Below are 16,283 nucleotides of genomic sequence, written 5' to 3' on the forward strand. Positions count from 1 at the left end.
TCCTTAAAGCAAATGTCGCAAAGGTTCGTTCAATCGTGCCGTAAATGAAGTGATGAAATCAATGGCCTGCTCATCACTCAATTGATCTGCCTGGAAATCCAGTGCGATGAGATAAGCATTCTTCGGTTTTGAGATCGACAGCACCGGACAAGTTGGCGCGCTCAATTGCAACGCTTGAATGGACGTACCTGTCAGATCGCGCACCACAAATGAGGGCGCAATTTCAACCGATGCAGGCTCGATTTCAGACAGTTTTTGCCGATCGGCATTGATATATCCCGCATAGCCTTTCGATGTGTTGGACAGAATGTTGACATCATCCTCGTTCATGCCCAACGCTTCCCGATAGGCGCTGGAGGCAAAGCCCAGCCAAATGGCGCGGTCTGCGATTTCATCCTGCTGATTGTCGTCCAACCATTCCTTAAATGCACGCACCATTTTACCTGGCACCCGCGCTGAAATGTGGAAGGTTTGTCCCGCCATCTGTGGCTGAACACCAGCCGCCCGATCCGCCCGCAACATGTCCAAATCTTTGACGTGATAGGGTTGCGGCACACCTTTTGCCGCCAGTTGCGACAGATCCAGACCTTCATCAAAGGCCGCTTTTTTAGCCTTTGGTGACGCCAAAATTTGCCCTTGGTTAGCGCTGCTGGGCGCTGCTTTCTCCGGCACAGTTGCTGTTGCCGATTTTGGCGGTTCATCTGGGCTGGCCGCTGCGGGCTCTGGCTTTGGATCAGCTTTTGGCGTTGGTGTTTCGGTTGGCGCTGGCGCGGCTGCCGCTTGTTCTTTCGGCGCGCCCTCAACCACTTCGTCGGCCGACTCGGAAATATAGGCAATGACATCGCCAACTGGCACATCTTCGCCCGCTTTGGCACGAACATTGGTCAAAAACCCAGCGGCTTCCGCTTCAACTTCCATGGTGGCTTTGTCGGTTTCAACCTCCATCAAGGCGTCGCCGACATCAACTTTGTCGCCCTCATTTTTGAGCCAAGACACGATCAAGCCCGTGTCTTGAGCCATGCCGAGCGCGGGCATAATAATCTCATGCGCCATGGAACAATTCCCCCTTCACGGATTTCAGTGCCTGCTCAAAAACACGTTCTGGCGTTGGCACGGTAATGTCCTCCAATGCGGGCGAAAATGGCACGGGCACATCCATCGCCCCCATGCGCTGCACAGGTGCATCCAGATAATAGAATGCCTTTTCATTTAGCCGACTGGCGATTTCGCCCGTGATGCCATAGCTTTGGTGGCCCTCATCGACCACAATGGCCCGCGAGGTTTTCTTCACTGAGTTAATCAAGCTGTCTTCATCCAGCGGCACAAGCGTGCGTGGGTCGATCACTTCGGCCTCGATGCCTTGTTCAGCCAGCATGTCCGCCGCCTTTTCACACACCTGCACCATCGATGAGGTGCCGATCAGTGTGATGTCGCGTCCCTCGCGCAAGATGTTCGCCTCACCAAAGGGGATCAGGTATTCTTCCTCGGGCACAGGCGCCTTGTCATTATACATCAGTTTGTCTTCGAAAATGACAACGGGGTTCTCATCTCGAATAGCGGTTTTCATCAAGCCTTTGGCTTCATAGGCGCTTGAGGGCATGGCCACTTTCAAGCCCGGAATATGCGCCACCAGCGCATGCAAAGACTGTGAGTGCTGGGCCGCCGAGCGCCGCGTGGCCCCCAGATTAGTGCGCAGCACCAAAGGCACGCTGAGCTTGCCGCCAGACATATAGTGGGTTTTGGCCGCTTGGTTGCACAATTGGTCCATCACCAGAAAGATAAAGTCGCCAAACATCAAGTCGACGATGGGGCGAGAGCCGGTCATCGCCGCGCCAACGGCAAGACCCATAAAGCCGGGTTCTGAAATGGGCGTATCGACAATCCGCTCGGTGCCGAATTCCTCTACGAGGCCGGAAAGCACCTTAAATGGTGTGCCCGCTTCTGCAACGTCTTCGCCCATCAAAAAGATGGTCGGGTCGCGGCGCATTTCTTCAGCAATGGCTTCATTGACCGCTTTCGAGAGTGTTATTTCCCTCATTGTGACGCTCCTTCGCCCTGATTTTGCTTGTACACATGCATTGTCACTTCAGACACATCGGGGTAGTCCGCCGCCTCCGCATAGGTGACAGCGTCTTTCGCGTCTTGCTGCACGTCTTTTTCAATCTGATTGAGTTCGGCTTCCGTCAGCACTTTTTCCTTCAGCAGCCATTTGGCGAAATTGCTGATGGGGTCGCGTTCCGTTTTCCAAAGCTCTTCTTCAGATTTCGGGCGATAATATTCGCGGTTGATGTCGCCCACATGGTGCCCATGATAGCGATATGTGTTGAGCTGCATAAAGAAGGGGCCTTCGCCTTTGCGGGCGCGTGCCACCAGATCCTGGCTGAGCTTATTCACGGCTAAAACATCCTGACCGTCAACGATGTGCGCCTCAATGCCAAAGGCTTTTGCCCGCGCGGTGAGTTCACCCGCGGCCATTTCTTCCACCTTGGTATATTCGCCGTAGAGATTGTTTTCGCAGGCATAAATGACCGGCAAATTCCAGAGCGCCGCCATGTTCATGACTTCATAAAGCAGACCTTGGCCCAATGCCCCGTCGCCGAAAAAGCACACGGTCACATCATCCTTGCCCAAATGTTTGGCGGAAAGCGCCGCACCGGTTGCAATGCCGGCGCTGCCGCCCACAATCGCATTGGCCCCCAGATTGCCATTTTCTTGGTCGGCAATGTGCATGGACCCGCCTTTGCCGCGGCAATAGCCTTCTTCCTTGCCCAACAGCTCGCAGAACATTTCTTTAAAGTCTGCCCCTTTGGCCACACAATGGCCGTGGCCACGGTGTGTGGAGGTGATCTTGTCCGTGCTTTTCAACGCTTCGCAAATGCCAACGGCCACCGCCTCTTGACCCGAATACATATGGGTCAAGCCGGGCATTTTGGCCGCTAGATAAAGCTTGTTGGCATTGTCTTCAAATGCGCGGATACGTACCATTTGTTGGTACATGCGCACATACGCCTCATCATTTGATTTTTTGCTGTTTCTGCTCATGAATTTGCCACCCAATTAATATCGATTGGCGATTGGAAGTTCCGCAGCCGGGAACAAGCTGATCACTTCACAGCCGGTGTCCGTCACCACCACTTCTTCTTCGATCCGAGCGGCGGAATATCCGTCAGCAGCAGGGCAATAGGTTTCGAGCGCGAAGACCATACCTGTCTTGATTTCCATTGGATTGTCCAAGCTCACAGCACGACTGATGATCGGGCGCTCATGCAGTGCGAGGCCCAAGCCATGGCCAAATTGCAAGCCAAAAGCTGACAATTCATCAGGGAAACCAAACTCTTCCGCCTTTGGCCAAAGTTTGGCCACTTGGTCGGTGCCCACACCTGGCTTAATGGCTTGAATGGCCGCATCTAACCAGTCACGGCATTTCACATAAGCGTCGCGCTGAACCGGCGTCGAAGTCCCGATATTGAACGTGCGATAATAGCAAGTGCGGTAGCCCTGATAGCTTTGCAAAATATCGAAAAAGGCCTGATCACCTGGCCGGAACAAACGGTCGGTGAAATTGTGTGGATGCGGGTTGCAGCGTTCGCCAGAAATCGCATTGATCGCTTCAACATCGTCTGAGCCCATTTCGTAGAGCATCTTGTTGGACAAGGCGACAATGTCGTTTTCACGTACGCCGGGCTTCAGCTCTTCATAAATCATATGATAGACGCCATCCACCATGGAGGCGGCTTGGGTCAGCAGCTGAATTTCATCCCAGTTTTTGATTTCACGTGCGCCCAGCATAATTTGCTGGCCATCAACAACGTTCAATCCTGCCTCCTTCAAGGCGTAAAACATGGCTGTTTCGGCATAGTCGACACCCACGGGCATATCGATCATGCCGGCGTCGCGAATTAGACCGGCGATCTCTTCGGCATATTTTTTCATTAGACCGAAGCTAGGGGGAATTGTCCCGCGCATGCCGACCACACCTGCCCGACAATGGTCGGGAACAAGCCAATCTGAGTATTTTTTGTGATGCATGGCGGCAGAGCCGAAATCCCATACATAAGGGGCGTCATCACCAGTCAACAAACAGAAGCGGCACATTTTGTCCCGTTCCCACTCGCCAATTTTGGTGGCGCTGACATAACGAATATTGTTCACATCGAACAACAAGAGGGTGCCGCAATCAGAGGCCTTAAGTGCCTCTCTGGTGCGGGACAGTCGATAGCGGCGCAAGCGATCATGATCGACGCGTTTTTCAAAGTCCACAGACGTGTGCCCCCAAGCCGGAAGGCGACCTTCCCACTGCCAGCGTGGGTCTAAATCCTGTGGTGTTAATAGATTAGGCGTAAGAGCATTTGTCATTTCAGTGTCCTTTAAACAGGCTCAATAAGCGGACGGCAAAGCACCAGATATCCACTTTGGATGGCGCGTATTGCTGCTAGAATTGGGTGATGTCGAATGCGATCACTGCATGATCATGCCGCCATCGATCATGAGAAGCTGGCCGGTCATATAATCGCTCTCATCGGAGCAAAGGAAAGCGGCGGTGCCTTTCACGTCGTCGGGCGTGGAAAGCTCCTTCATCAAGATCATGGTTTGGGCCAAATGATCCATCGACTGTCCTTCTTTTTCGAACATGCCGATCTCGACCAAATCCTTGTCCAACTGCTCCCAAAGCTCGGTCTTCACGACGCCGGGGCCATATCCATTGACGGTGATTTTGTGCTCCCAAAGCGCTTTAGCGCCGCCAATAATCATGGCAAGGGCTGCATATTTGGAGCAGGAATAAGGAATAACATCCAAAAAGGCTGTGCGGGATACGATCGATCCCACATTGATGATCTTATAGGGGTGGTCCTCCATTGGACCTTGCTTGATCATTTGCCGTGCCGCCTCTTGCATGCCCAACAGCATGCCTTTGGCGTTCACATTCATGATCATGTCCCAGTTTTCTTCATCGATATCCATAAACATGCGTGGCTTGTTGATGCCCGCATTGAGCAAGGCGACATTGATTGAGCCAAAGGCTTCAACGGTTTTTGCTACCGCCGCGGCGTTTTCATCGCGCTTGGTGACGTCGAGTTTTACGGCAACAGCTTCGCCTACGCCGGCGCTGTTGATGCGTTCCGCAACCTCTTGAACCCCATCCATATTGATATCACCGAGGCAAACATTTGCCCCCTGTGCTGCAAAATATTCTGCGTTGGCTGCGCCCATGCCCTGGGCGGCGCCAGTGATCAGAATATTTTTTCCTTTCAAACGATTAGGGTCCATTTTATCCTCCTCAAATCCTATGTTTGCATTATCTTTTCGGCGCGTTCCTGCGCCCGTTGGAGTGCACTTTTTACGGTTTGCACACCCCGCAACATGTCGTGTAGCTCCTCGCCACATGCGCGGATGATTTCGCTTATCTGTGGGATGGGTGGCCGGGGCCAAAATTGAAGTTCGTCACGCCAAGACATCCCGTCAACGGCCTCAAATACAGTTGAAGACCGGCGCACCTCCGGGTCTGCGGCCACGGAATATCGCGGATTGGTCAGGCTGCCATTTTGCACATAAAGCTTTTGCGCCTCGGGGGACGTGAACACCATGAGTGCCTCGGCAGCCGCGTGCAGCCTTTCGGGCGCAATGTTTGTGGGGATGGCCAAGGCATATCCGCCAACAGGTGCAACATGCCGCGCGCCGCGCCCAGATGGGTGCGGTAAATATCCAGTTTTACCGGAAGCAGGCGATGTCGGATCTTGCTCAAAATAGGGGGCGAGCAGGGTATACCCATATGCCATGGGAATATCGCCAGCCGCATAAGGCCGGACCCGTTCGAACCATGACATGGACAAAATATTGGGCGGCGAATATTGCAAAAGTTGCAGCAAATATTCAGCGGCATATCGCCCAAGATCCGTATCAATACAAATCTTATGGTCGCCCTTTGCTAAGTGGGTGGCGTCAAAGCCACCGGCAATTTGCGGTAAATCCAAAATGGGTTGGCCGAAATCAGCAAGCGTCATCAAGAATGTATGGCCGAGGGCCGTGCCCTTCGCCGCATTCCAGGCAATGCCATATTTGCCATGGGCGGGATCATGAAAATACTTTGCGGCACGCAGCACTTCATCGGTTGTCTCAGGTGGTTCAATGCCCGCCTGCGCGAACATGTCTTTTCGATAAAACAACAATTCCGGTGTCGTTTGCGCGGGCACGCCATAGGCGCGGCCATCCCAATGGGTGGCGGACCAACCGGCGGTATGAAAATCTGCCGGATCTAAACGCGGCAGATCCATCACAGAATCCAGCGGCAAGAGCACATTTTTGCTCACCAGCTCGCCCACCCACGGCAAGTCGATGGCCACGATGTCATACATGCTGTTTTTGCGTTCAGCATTGCGCAATATCTCTTCGCGCAGCCGATCGATTGAAAAGGCGCGTTGCTGAATGGGTGTGCCGATCACCTGTTCAAACTGGCGCTTGAGGGACTCCATCACCATAAAAGTGGGATCGCCATGCACCAGCACGCGCACTCCACCATTCAACTTCAATGGTTCGGGCAAAATCTTGATCGGCGGAATGGACTTTGCGGCCATATAGGAGCCGCCAAAGTAGTATTCGTCATTCTCTCGCGCCTGCTCTGCTGGCACAAAGCTTTGTCCTGCCAACCGTTTCGCTCGTTCGGAAAATTGCATCCAAGATTTGATCAGTTTTTCGCTGGGGTGCATCGAAAAGGTTTTGCCCGAAGGCGTGCGCGGGCGCTGATCCACCAAGCCCAACTCCACCATCTCATTCAAGCGCCGATTTGCGGTCGCATAGGGCACACCGGACGCACCAATCAGTGAGGTGGGGGTCACGGTCTTTCCTAAAAAGTGGTTTTGAATAAGATGTAATGACATTCTGATATATGGATTTGGCGCATATACCTCAAAGGTGTTGTCCAGCTCGTCCATGAAACTATCGAGAAACTCCACAGTCTGAAGAATCTCAACGCGATTAGACGGCGATATAACCTGCTCTGAAGTGCCACTCCTCCCCATTCTAGTTGACCTCGCCTCTATAGCGTGCGCCAATGATGTCTTTGACCGTCGAGAACCATTTTGTTTTCCTTTCGGCATTTACCTCTCCATAAAATGTTCAAAGTGAACTCAATTAAACGACGAATTTATCCACTTTGGATACCTAAATATCCATTTTGGAGATTTTTCAGGCTATTTCGGGACGGGTTATTTGCTTGAATAAGGCAAGCCGTTCGAATTTGGATGGCCGCTTGCAGAATGGCACTGCGCTTCATCGCAAGGACATTTCTGAATTCAAATCAGACGAATTCATTGGGAGGAACAAAATGAATTTTCGAAAAACGCTCGTCACAACAACAGCTTTAGCGAGCTTTGCCATGGTTGGCGCTGCTGCTGCGGCCGATTACACAATCGGCATTACGCAAAACAATGTTGGCGTGGACAGCTATCAAACCACATATGAAAAGGCCTTTATCGCTGCGGCAGAAGCCAATGATAAAGTTGATGCGGTTGTGCTAGACGCCGGCGGTGACGTTGCGCGGCAGATCGCTCAAATGGAAGACCTTATCCAGCAAAATGTAGATGCGATTATCATTTGGCCAACCAATGGCCAAGCGGTAATTCCAGCGGTGCGCAAGGCGCATAATGCTGGCATTCCAGTCATTGTCACCAACTCAAACATTGCCGAAGAAGGCTTTGACTTTGTCCGCTCATTCTCTGGCCCAGATAATGTCACCCAGGGCGCACGCTCCGCTGAAATTATGTGCGACAAGTTTAAAGAAATGGGTATCGAAAACGAAGCACAAGTTGTGCAGATTTCTGGCCAGCCTGGCTACACAACCGCCATCGAGCGGGCCGGCGGCTTTGAAGATCGCCTTCCAGAGGTTTGCCCAAATGTGACGCTGGTGGAAACACAGCCTGGTGACTGGAACCGCGAGAAATCACAACAGGTTATGGAGGCCTTCTTGGTCAAGTATGACGATATTGATGGCGTCTATTCTGGTGACGACAATATGGGTGTAGGTGCCCTAAATGCTGCCAAAGCAGCCGACCGTGCTGGAGACATCATCTTTGTTGGCGCTACAAACTTTGCTGTAGGCTATGAAGCCATGGGTCGCGGAGAATATTGGGGGTCAATCTACCAATCACCCGTTGATGATGCTGAAGCCGCGCTTCAAACAGCGATTGATGTTTTGGACGGTAAAGACATTCCGTTCTTGAACTATTTCGATACGCCAAAAATCACTCAGGACAATATGTCAGAGTTTGATAAGCCCGTATTCTAATCACTCCTGAAATTGGCGCGCATGGCAATCCATGCGTGCCGGTTTCCCGTTATAATACCAAAGAACTCACTGCACGCATCGGTTAGGTCTCGGAGGGGGGAACCATGGCGCAAAGTCATTTGAAAGCTGTCGGCGAGATACTCGCAAAGCACGGCATCTTGGTCGCTTTCATTCTATTTATGATTGCATTTGCACTGCTCAATCCGCGCTTTATCAACTCTGATAATTTGTTGGGTGTGGTGCGCTCTTCTGCCATTCTTGGTGTGATGGCCATTGGCGTCACCTTCGTGGTGGTCAGCGGCAATCTTGACCTGTCCGTTGGCTCAATGATGTCGTTTTCAACAATCGTCGTCCTCGACCTGCATGACAAATTGGGTCCGCTTTTGGGCATTCCAGCCATGTTCGCTATGACCATGGCCCTTGGCGCCTTGATCGGTTTTCTTGTTGGCTATCTCAAGCTCAATTCCTTGATCGTTACCTTGGGGATGTTGTCCGCCATTCATGGCCTCACCTTGACCTATAGCGGCGGCAAAAACATGGATATTGCCGATAAGGATGGCACGTGGTTTGGCTTTTTCGGCCAAGGCGAACTTTTGGGCGTTCCGGTGCCTATTCTCATGTTTGCGTTGTTGGCGGCGGGCCTCACATTGGTGCTGTCCAAAACCCCATTTGGGCGCAAAGTTTATGCCGTGGGTGGCAATGGCGTCGCGGCCATATTTTCCGGCATTCCGCGGGCCCGTATTGTGTTTTATTGTTACCTGATCTCCTCGTTCTGCGTTGCCATGGCGGGCCTCATTCAGGCCAGCCGTAGTCTTGGCAGTCAAAACACTGTTGGCCAGGGTCTCGAGCTTCAAGTCCTCGCGGCCGTCATTCTGGGCGGGGCGTCGCTTCTGGGCGGGTCAGGCACCATTTTTAAAACCGTTATTGGCGTGCTCATTTTGGGCTTTATTCAAAACGGCCTTTTGTTGGTCGGGCTTGAATTTTACGTCCAATATATTGTGACTTGGGTCATCATCATCTTGGCAGTCTGGCTCGATATCGCAGCCAAACGTGGCCAACTTTGGTCACCGATAGCCTGATTGGATATGATGATGAAAAACACAAATCTCGCAAAACGCCTTCAAGACAGCGCCATCTGGATATTCATCGCGCTTGAACTGGCCTTTTTCGGCATCGCAGGTGAGTTTCTCTCCCTGTCGGACGGCAACTTTTTGGCCCCCGACAACATGCTCTTGCTGATCAAACAAACGGTCCCCTTGGGCATCATTGCGCTGGGCATGACCATCATCATGATCAATGGCAATATTGATTTGTCCGTTGGCCCCATCTTCGCATTGTGTGCCATTGTCATGCTGGATTCCATGACCTGGCCAATCTTTGCCGGGCTAGGCGATGGAGTTATCGTTATTGCTTGGGCGTTGGCGATCCTTGTGGGCGTCGTGCTCGGCGCCATCAATGGCTTCATTGTATGGAAAACCGGGGTTGATGCCTTTATCGTGACCCTTGGGTCGATGCTGGGTTATCGCGGCTTGGTGTTCTTATATAATGGCGAGCAACCCACCTATCATTTGAACTGGACATTGGTGGATATCGCGGAATCGGCACCGCTTGGCATTCCCTTGCCAATCCTGATTTTTGCCGGGTGTATCTTATTCACCTGGTGGCTCACCAAACGCACAGTGCATGGCCGCAACGCTTTCGCCATTGGCGACAACCGCACCGCTGCGGTAAATGCTGGCATTCGCGTTGGTCCACATATGGTTTGGAACTATGTCTTGATCGGCCTCTTGGTCGCCATCAGTTCAGCCACCTTCTATTCAGCAAGTGGCTCGGTAAACCCCAATGATGGGATGTTGTATGAGCTTTGGATCATCACCGCCGTGGTGCTTGGTGGCACCAAACTCACAGGCGGCAGAGGCTCCATCATCGGCACTGTGGGCGGCGTGATTGCCATCCAATTGATGCGGAAAGGCCTGGGTCATATCGGTGCAGACACAGCAATGGTCAATCTGGTTATCGGCAGCATCTTGATTGTGGTGCTTTACCTAGACCGCCAGTTGAACCGGAAGGGCGAAGAGGAGTTAAACTCATGAGTGCACAAGCGCCAGTCCTTGAACTGAAAGACATCGTCAAAACATTTCCCGGCGTGATCGCGCTTGACCATGTCAGCCTCGACATCCTGCCCGGCGAAGTGCACGCCCTTATGGGCGAGAATGGCGCCGGCAAATCAACGCTGATGAAGGTGCTTGGTGGCATTTACCAGCCGGACGAAGGCGACATTCTGGTCGCCGGGGAAAAAACAATTTTGCGCACACCGCTGGAAGCCAAAGGCAAAGGCATTGTCTTTATTCACCAAGAACTCAGCTTGGCGGAAGAGCTTTCTGTGGCTGAAAACATCTATATGGGTGAACTCCCCCGCAAGAGCTTGGGCCGTGTGGACTGGTCCAAGCTCTTCAGCGATGTTGACGAAATACTGGGGCGGCTGAATTGCAACTTCAATGCGCAAACCATTGTTGGCGATCTCTCTATTGCCAACCAGCAAATGGTGGAGATCGCGCGCGCGCTCACAGTTGAGGCAACTACGGTTATTTTTGATGAACCGACCGCGTCCCTCACCGATGCGGAAAAAGTGGTGCTTTTTGACATTATCGAAGATTTGAAATCACGCGGCGTGGGCATCGTTTATATTTCTCACCGCATGGAAGAGATATTCAAAATATCTGACCGTATCTCTGTTTTGCGGGATGGCGAATATCGCGGCACGCTAAAGGCCAGCGACACCAATCAGGACGAGCTTACACAGCTTATGATTGGCCGCAGCTTGGAGCATACGCGACCCGACCTTTCCCAATCCAATGGCGATGTTGCATTGGAGGTGAAAGGACTTAGCTGTGGCAAGCTGTTTCAAGATGTGAGTTTTAAAGTTCATGCGGGCGAAGTTGTTGGCTTTTATGGTCTTGTTGGTGCTGGCCGCACCGAGGTGGCCGAGACGATCTTCGGCATGCGCAATAAATCCAGCGGCGAAATCTTTTTGAATGGCGAAAAAGTTGAGATCAATTCGCCGGCAGATGCGATTGCGCACGGTATTTCATTGGTGCCGGAAGATCGCAAAGGGCAGGGGCTTGTGTTGGGCATGAATTGCCGCGACAACATGACCTTGCCGCAAATTGATGATCTCACCGTGAGCGGCCTCACAGCGCCTCAATCTGAGCAAGAGATTTTCAAAAAATATCGTGACCAGCTTGAAATCAAGACTCCCAACTGGAAACAAACAGTTGGTAATTTGTCTGGTGGCAATCAGCAAAAAATTGTCATTGGCAAATGGCTGTCCATGCACCCAAATCTGCTGATTGTGGATGAACCCACGCGCGGCATTGATGTGGGATCAAAGTCTGAAATTCACAACCTCATCCGTGAGCTGGCGGGCCAAGGTTACGCCATCATCGTCATTTCCTCAGAAATGCCTGAGATCTTGAGTGTTTCCGATAAGATTGTCGCGATGTTTCATGGCGAAATTGTCCATACATTCACGTCATCAAACGTGACTGAGGATAAGTTGGTGCAAGCCATTTCAGGCATCTATGAACCCGAAAATGCGGCCTAGACTCACCAGTTTTTGCGCGTCCCTTATCGGTTAAGCCGCCTCAAAACGCATTTCGATTGCCGGCGATCATTTTTTGCGGTCTTCTGTTTGCTATAGTGGCGATGTTACGTGGCAATTGAGGTGCGTTGGTTCAAATGGATAAAGCATTCCAACCAGAAGGTGACTGGGATTATATCATCATCGGGGCGGGCACTGCTGGCTGCGTGTTGGCCAATCGTTTGAGCGAAAACCCGGCGCACAAGGTGTTGTTGTTGGAAGCGGGGGGCAATGACAATTATCATTGGGTCCATATCCCTGTGGGTTATCTTTATTGCATCGGCAATCCACGCACCGATTGGATGATGAAAACTGCCCATGAAGAGGGGTTGAACGGGCGGTCGCTGGTTTATCCGCGGGGCAAGGTGTTGGGTGGCTGCACGTCCGTCAACGGCATGATCTATATGCGCGGTCAGGCGCGTGATTACGATATCTGGCAGCAAATGGGCAATTCGGGCTGGTCTTGGGACGATGTGCTGCCCTATTTCTTGAAATCTGAAGATCATCACAAGGGCCAGTCTGCCTTTCATGGCGGCAATGGCGAGTGGAAAGTGACCAAGCAGCGGTTGAAATGGCCCATTCTTGAAGCCTTTCAGGAAGCCGCGGCTGAATTTGGCTATATGCCGACCGATGATTTCAATGATGGCAGCAATGAAGGCTCTGGTTTTTTTGAAGTTAATCAAAAGAACGGCGTACGCTGGAATGCAACCAAGGCCTTTCTTCGACCCGCCATGAAACGTCCCAATTTGAAAGTGGTCACGAATGCCTTGGTGGACCGCATTATTTTGGAGGGGAAGAAGGCGACGGGCGTTGCCTACCACCATAAAGGCCAATTGGTGAATGCAATGGCCAAGCGTGAAATCGTGTTGAGCGCTGGGGCGATCAACTCACCCAAAATCCTGGAACATTCCGGTATCGGGCGCCCTGATGTCCTGAGTGATTTTGGCATTGAGGTGTTGCATGAAGCCAATGGGGTGGGTGAAAATTTGCAGGATCATCTGCAGATCCGCACCGTTTATAAAGTGCATAATACGAAAACGCTCAATGAGGCTGCCAACAGTTGGATCGGCAAAATTGGCATTGCGGCCAAATATGCGTTCAACCAAAGTGGTCCCATGTCGATGGCTCCGAGCCAGTTTGGTTTGTTCACGAAAAGCGATCCGTCACTGGAAACGCCCAATCTTGAATATCATGTGCAGCCGCTCTCAACGGACAAGCTGGGCGATCCGCTTCACCCCTTTCCGGCGATCACCGTTTCGGTGTGCAATTTGCGGCCGGATAGTGTGGGCAACAGCCACATTGTTTCGCGCAATCTGGAGGCGCAGCCCAACATTAAATTAAATTATTTGAGCGCAAAATCTGATCAGGATGTGGCGGTAAAGTCTTTGCGGCAGGCGCGCATGATTATGACAGCCCAACGTTTGAAGCCTTTTGCGCCGGAAGAGATTTTGCCGGGGCCGGACAAGAAGACCGATGAGGAGTTGTTGTTTGAAGCTGGCAATATTGCCACCACAATCTTTCATCCGGTTGGCACCTGCAAAATGGGTAATGATGAAAACAGTGTCGTTGATCCAACCCTAAAGCTGCATGGAATTGGGGGGCTTCGCGTGGTTGATGCTTCTATCATGCCAAAGATTGTTTCGGGCAATACCGCTTCGCCTGTTATCATGATTGCAGAAAAAGCCGCCGACATGATTAAGCAGGACGCGCGGCGCTAAGGTACTCGAAAAATCCATCATGGTGTTGAAGGGCAATGATGTGTTTCGGCGTGTCGGCAGATAATAAAAATAACGCCTTGACCTTATAGTGACTGGAAGGATTAAGTTGGCCGAAATCGTCAAGATTCAAGCGAAAGAAAAGCCATGTCCGCCCAAGTGAAGACCGAAGATCAAATCCTCAATCTGTCCATTTCCGGCCTGAGTTGCGCCTCCTGCGTCAAACGCGCCGAAACGGCTATTTCTGGCGTTGAGAGCGTTTCGGATGTGTCGATCAACCTCGCCACAGAAACCGCGCGTATCCAGATGAAAGATGTCGCGGGCCTTCCCGATGTAATCCGGTCAATTGAAACTGCCGGATATGGGGTGCCGACAAAAACAATCACCCTCGATATTGAAGGCATGACATGTGCTTCCTGCGTGAAGCGCGCGGAAGATGGCCTTAAAAAAGTTGAAGGCGTTTTGAGCGCCAATGTGAATTTGGCGACCGAGAGCGCCCATGTTGAGGCCGCATCGAATGTCGCTGTGGCGGATCTGATTGCTGCTGTAAAAAATGCGGGCTATGTGGCGAAGACCCAGATTGATGAGCCCAGCGCGCATGAGGATCGCAGCGCCAAAAAAGATGCCGAATATCAGACGCTGAAACGCAATCTTTGGGTTGCGGCAATTTTCACCGTGCCGCTTTTTGTGCTGGAAATGGGCTCACACTTTATTCCGGGTGTGCACAGCCTTTTGATGGAAAATATTGGACGGCAAAACCTTTATTATTTCTACTTCCTGCTGGCGACCATTGTGCAATTTGGTCCGGGCATGGTGTTTTATAAAAAGGGTATTCCTGCCCTGTTGCGCATGGCCCCGGAAATGAATTCTCTTGTGGTGCTAGGGTCTTCCGCTGCGTGGGGATATTCAGTTGTTTCCACATTTGCCAGCAGCATTTTGCCTGCAGGCACGGCGAATGTTTATTACGAAGCCAGTGCCGTGATCATCACGCTCATTTTGCTTGGGCGCGTGCTTGAAGCCCGGGCGAAGGGGCGCACCAGCGAAGCGATCACCAAATTGATGCAGTTGCAGGCCAAGTCTGCGCATGTTTTGCGCGATGGGGCCTTTGTTGAAGTGCCTTTGCATGAAGTTGTGGCCGGAGACATTGTGCGCGTGCGTCCCGGCGAGAAGGTGCCCGTTGATGGTGAATTGACCAAGGGCAGCAGTTTTGTTGATGAGGCCATGATTTCCGGCGAGCCTGTGCCGGTGGAAAAGACGACCGGCAGCGAAGTGATTGGCGGGACGATCAATAAAACAGGCAGCTTTGAATTTAAAGCGACCAAAGTTGGTGCTGATAGTGCGTTGGCGCAGATCATCAAAATGGTTGAAAACGCTCAAGGGGCCAAGCTACCGATCCAGGCCTTGGTGGATAAAGTCACTGCAATATTTGTGCCTTTCGTGATGTTGATCGCGGCGCTGACGGTTGCTGTGTGGCTGTTCTTTGGGCCAGATCCTGCCCTCTCATTCGCGTTGATCAATGGCGTTGCCGTGCTGATCATTGCGTGTCCTTGTGCCATGGGGCTGGCGACGCCAACCTCCATTATGGTGGGCACAGGTCGTGCCGCTGAAATGGGCGTGTTGTTCCGCAATGGCGAGGCGTTGCAGGATTTGAAAAACACCCATGTTGTGGCCGTGGACAAGACTGGCACATTGACCTTGGGCCGACCCGTTTTGACCGATTTGAATGTACTGAATGGCTTCGACGAAGCCGAAGCGCTTTCCCTTGTCGCTGCGGCAGAAGCCAATTCAGAACATCCGATCGCTGAAGCCATTGTGGTGGCGGCGAAGGAGCGGGGATTGGACGTTCCAGAGACCACGCGTTTTGACTCTGTCACCGGCTATGGGATCGAGGCGGAAGCCAATGGTCGCAAAATCGAAGTTGGCGCAGATCGTTATATGGTCAAATTGGGTCATGATTTGAGCGAACATGAGCACATCGCTGCCCAGTTGGGGCGCGAGGCGAAGTCTCCGCTTTATGCCGCGATTGATGGTAAGATCGCTGCCATTATTGCCGTGGCTGATCCGATCAAGGAGACCACGCCAGCCGCAATCAAGTCCTTGCATGATTTGGGGCTGAAAGTGGCCATGATCACAGGCGACAACAAGGCGACGGCCGAGGCGATTGCGCGCGAGCTAAAGATCGACAGTGTGATTGCCGAAGTGTTGCCTGCCGGTAAGGTGGATGCCATCAAGCAATTGCAAGAAAACAATACCCATGTGAGCTTTGTGGGCGATGGCATCAATGATGCGCCAGCGCTTGCTCAAGCAGATGTGGGTGTGGCCATCGGCACGGGCACGGACATTGCAATTGAAAGCGCTGATGTGGTGCTCATGTCTGGCGACATGCGTGGCGTGGCGAATGCCATTTCCTTGTCGAAGGCGACCATTAAAAACATTCACCAGAACCTGTTTTGGGCGTTTGCCTACAATGTCAGCTTGATCCCTGTTGCGGCGGGCCTTCTTTATCCGTTCACGGGTACAATGTTGTCGCCAATGTTGGCGGCGGGGGCCATGGCGCTGTCCAGTGTGTTCGTTTTGGGGAATGCACTACGTTTGCGGCGCTTTAATGCGCCAGCAGCAGTTGCTGTGACTCAAGGCTAGAGGCCGT

General features: G+C 52.1%; 12 protein-coding genes. 6 read left to right on the forward strand and 6 right to left on the reverse strand.

The features are described from left to right. Positions 1 to 3: 3 nt before the first annotated feature. From MXMO3_RS04850 to MXMO3_RS04875, 6 genes are all read right to left on the reverse strand, one after another. Positions 4 to 1,053: a biotin/lipoyl-containing protein gene (locus MXMO3_RS04850; protein ID WP_117395138.1), complete on the reverse strand. Its 1,050-nt coding sequence runs from the start codon at positions 1,051 to 1,053 to the stop codon at positions 4 to 6. Then, positions 1,043 to 2,038 carry an alpha-ketoacid dehydrogenase subunit beta gene (locus tag MXMO3_RS04855; protein WP_117395139.1) on the reverse strand — a complete coding sequence of 332 codons (996 nt, stop codon included), beginning with the start codon at positions 2,036 to 2,038 and terminating at the stop codon, positions 1,043 to 1,045. The genes MXMO3_RS04850 and MXMO3_RS04855 overlap by 11 nt, the downstream gene beginning before the upstream one ends. Further along, the gene (locus MXMO3_RS04860) at positions 2,035 to 3,042 is read right to left on the reverse strand and encodes a thiamine pyrophosphate-dependent dehydrogenase E1 component subunit alpha (RefSeq protein WP_117395140.1); all 1,008 of its coding nucleotides are present in this window, start codon (positions 3,040 to 3,042) and stop codon (positions 2,035 to 2,037) included. Before MXMO3_RS04860 ends, MXMO3_RS04855 begins: the two co-directional genes overlap by 4 nt. A gap of 15 nt (positions 3,043 to 3,057) precedes the next feature. Beyond that, positions 3,058 to 4,356 (reverse strand): M24 family metallopeptidase, encoded by a 1,299-nt coding sequence (locus tag MXMO3_RS04865; protein ID WP_027834820.1) that lies wholly within the window; start codon positions 4,354 to 4,356, stop codon positions 3,058 to 3,060. A 102-nt stretch (positions 4,357 to 4,458) separates the two neighbouring features. Continuing rightward, positions 4,459 to 5,268 (reverse strand): SDR family NAD(P)-dependent oxidoreductase, encoded by an 810-nt coding sequence (locus tag MXMO3_RS04870; protein ID WP_027834819.1) that lies wholly within the window; start codon positions 5,266 to 5,268, stop codon positions 4,459 to 4,461. Positions 5,269 to 5,285: 17 nt separating this feature from the next. Further along, entirely contained in the window at positions 5,286 to 6,833 is a 1,548-nt protein-coding gene (locus MXMO3_RS04875; RefSeq protein WP_245985806.1) for an ABC transporter substrate-binding protein, read from the reverse strand. Positions 6,834 to 7,321: 488 nt separating this feature from the next. Between MXMO3_RS04875 and MXMO3_RS04880 the strand changes: the two genes are divergently transcribed. The 6 genes from MXMO3_RS04880 to MXMO3_RS04905 all read left to right on the forward strand — a co-directional run bounded on the left by MXMO3_RS04880 (position 7,322) and on the right by MXMO3_RS04905 (position 16,276). Continuing rightward, the gene (locus tag MXMO3_RS04880) at positions 7,322 to 8,281 is read left to right on the forward strand and encodes a sugar ABC transporter substrate-binding protein (protein ID WP_027834818.1); all 960 of its coding nucleotides are present in this window, start codon (positions 7,322 to 7,324) and stop codon (positions 8,279 to 8,281) included. A gap of 104 nt (positions 8,282 to 8,385) precedes the next feature. Then, positions 8,386 to 9,360, forward strand: a complete 975-nt coding sequence (locus tag MXMO3_RS04885; RefSeq protein WP_117395142.1) for an ABC transporter permease — start codon at positions 8,386 to 8,388, stop codon at positions 9,358 to 9,360. A 12-nt stretch (positions 9,361 to 9,372) separates the two neighbouring features. Then, positions 9,373 to 10,374: an ABC transporter permease gene (locus tag MXMO3_RS04890; RefSeq protein ID WP_027834816.1), complete on the forward strand. Its 1,002-nt coding sequence runs from the start codon at positions 9,373 to 9,375 to the stop codon at positions 10,372 to 10,374. After that, positions 10,371 to 11,885: a sugar ABC transporter ATP-binding protein gene (locus MXMO3_RS04895; RefSeq protein ID WP_117395143.1), complete on the forward strand. Its 1,515-nt coding sequence runs from the start codon at positions 10,371 to 10,373 to the stop codon at positions 11,883 to 11,885. Before MXMO3_RS04890 ends, MXMO3_RS04895 begins: the two co-directional genes overlap by 4 nt. A gap of 134 nt (positions 11,886 to 12,019) precedes the next feature. Then, positions 12,020 to 13,639, forward strand: coding sequence for a GMC family oxidoreductase (locus MXMO3_RS04900; protein WP_117395144.1), 1,620 nt, complete (start codon positions 12,020 to 12,022; stop codon positions 13,637 to 13,639). 144 nt (positions 13,640 to 13,783) lie between these two features. Continuing rightward, a complete protein-coding gene (locus tag MXMO3_RS04905; protein ID WP_117395145.1) occupies positions 13,784 to 16,276 on the forward strand; it encodes a heavy metal translocating P-type ATPase in 2,493 nt (830 codons plus the stop codon). Positions 16,277 to 16,283: the final 7 nt, after the last annotated feature.

The organism is Maritalea myrionectae (assembly GCF_003433515.1).
GTDB lineage: Bacteria > Pseudomonadota > Alphaproteobacteria > Rhizobiales > Devosiaceae > Maritalea > Maritalea myrionectae.

What these genes read in the sequence shown, in the direction of transcription:
- MXMO3_RS04885 (WP_117395142.1), top strand. Translation starts at nt 8,386, where the DNA reads ATGGCGCAAAGTCATTTGAAAGCTGTCGGCGAGATACTCGCAAAGCAC.
- MXMO3_RS04900 (WP_117395144.1), top strand. Translation starts at nt 12,020, where the DNA reads ATGGATAAAGCATTCCAACCAGAAGGTGACTGGGATTATATCATCATC.
- MXMO3_RS04880 (WP_027834818.1), top strand. Translation starts at nt 7,322, where the DNA reads ATGAATTTTCGAAAAACGCTCGTCACAACAACAGCTTTAGCGAGCTTT.
- MXMO3_RS04905 (WP_117395145.1), top strand. Translation starts at nt 13,784, where the DNA reads ATGTCCGCCCAAGTGAAGACCGAAGATCAAATCCTCAATCTGTCCATT.
- MXMO3_RS04860 (WP_117395140.1), bottom strand. Translation starts at nt 3,042, where the DNA reads ATGAGCAGAAACAGCAAAAAATCAAATGATGAGGCGTATGTGCGCATG.
- MXMO3_RS04895 (WP_117395143.1), top strand. Translation starts at nt 10,371, where the DNA reads ATGAGTGCACAAGCGCCAGTCCTTGAACTGAAAGACATCGTCAAAACA.
- MXMO3_RS04865 (WP_027834820.1), bottom strand. Translation starts at nt 4,356, where the DNA reads ATGACAAATGCTCTTACGCCTAATCTATTAACACCACAGGATTTAGAC.
- MXMO3_RS04890 (WP_027834816.1), top strand. Translation starts at nt 9,373, where the DNA reads ATGAAAAACACAAATCTCGCAAAACGCCTTCAAGACAGCGCCATCTGG.
- MXMO3_RS04855 (WP_117395139.1), bottom strand. Translation starts at nt 2,038, where the DNA reads ATGAGGGAAATAACACTCTCGAAAGCGGTCAATGAAGCCATTGCTGAA.
- MXMO3_RS04850 (WP_117395138.1), bottom strand. Translation starts at nt 1,053, where the DNA reads ATGGCGCATGAGATTATTATGCCCGCGCTCGGCATGGCTCAAGACACG.
- MXMO3_RS04870 (WP_027834819.1), bottom strand. Translation starts at nt 5,268, where the DNA reads ATGGACCCTAATCGTTTGAAAGGAAAAAATATTCTGATCACTGGCGCC.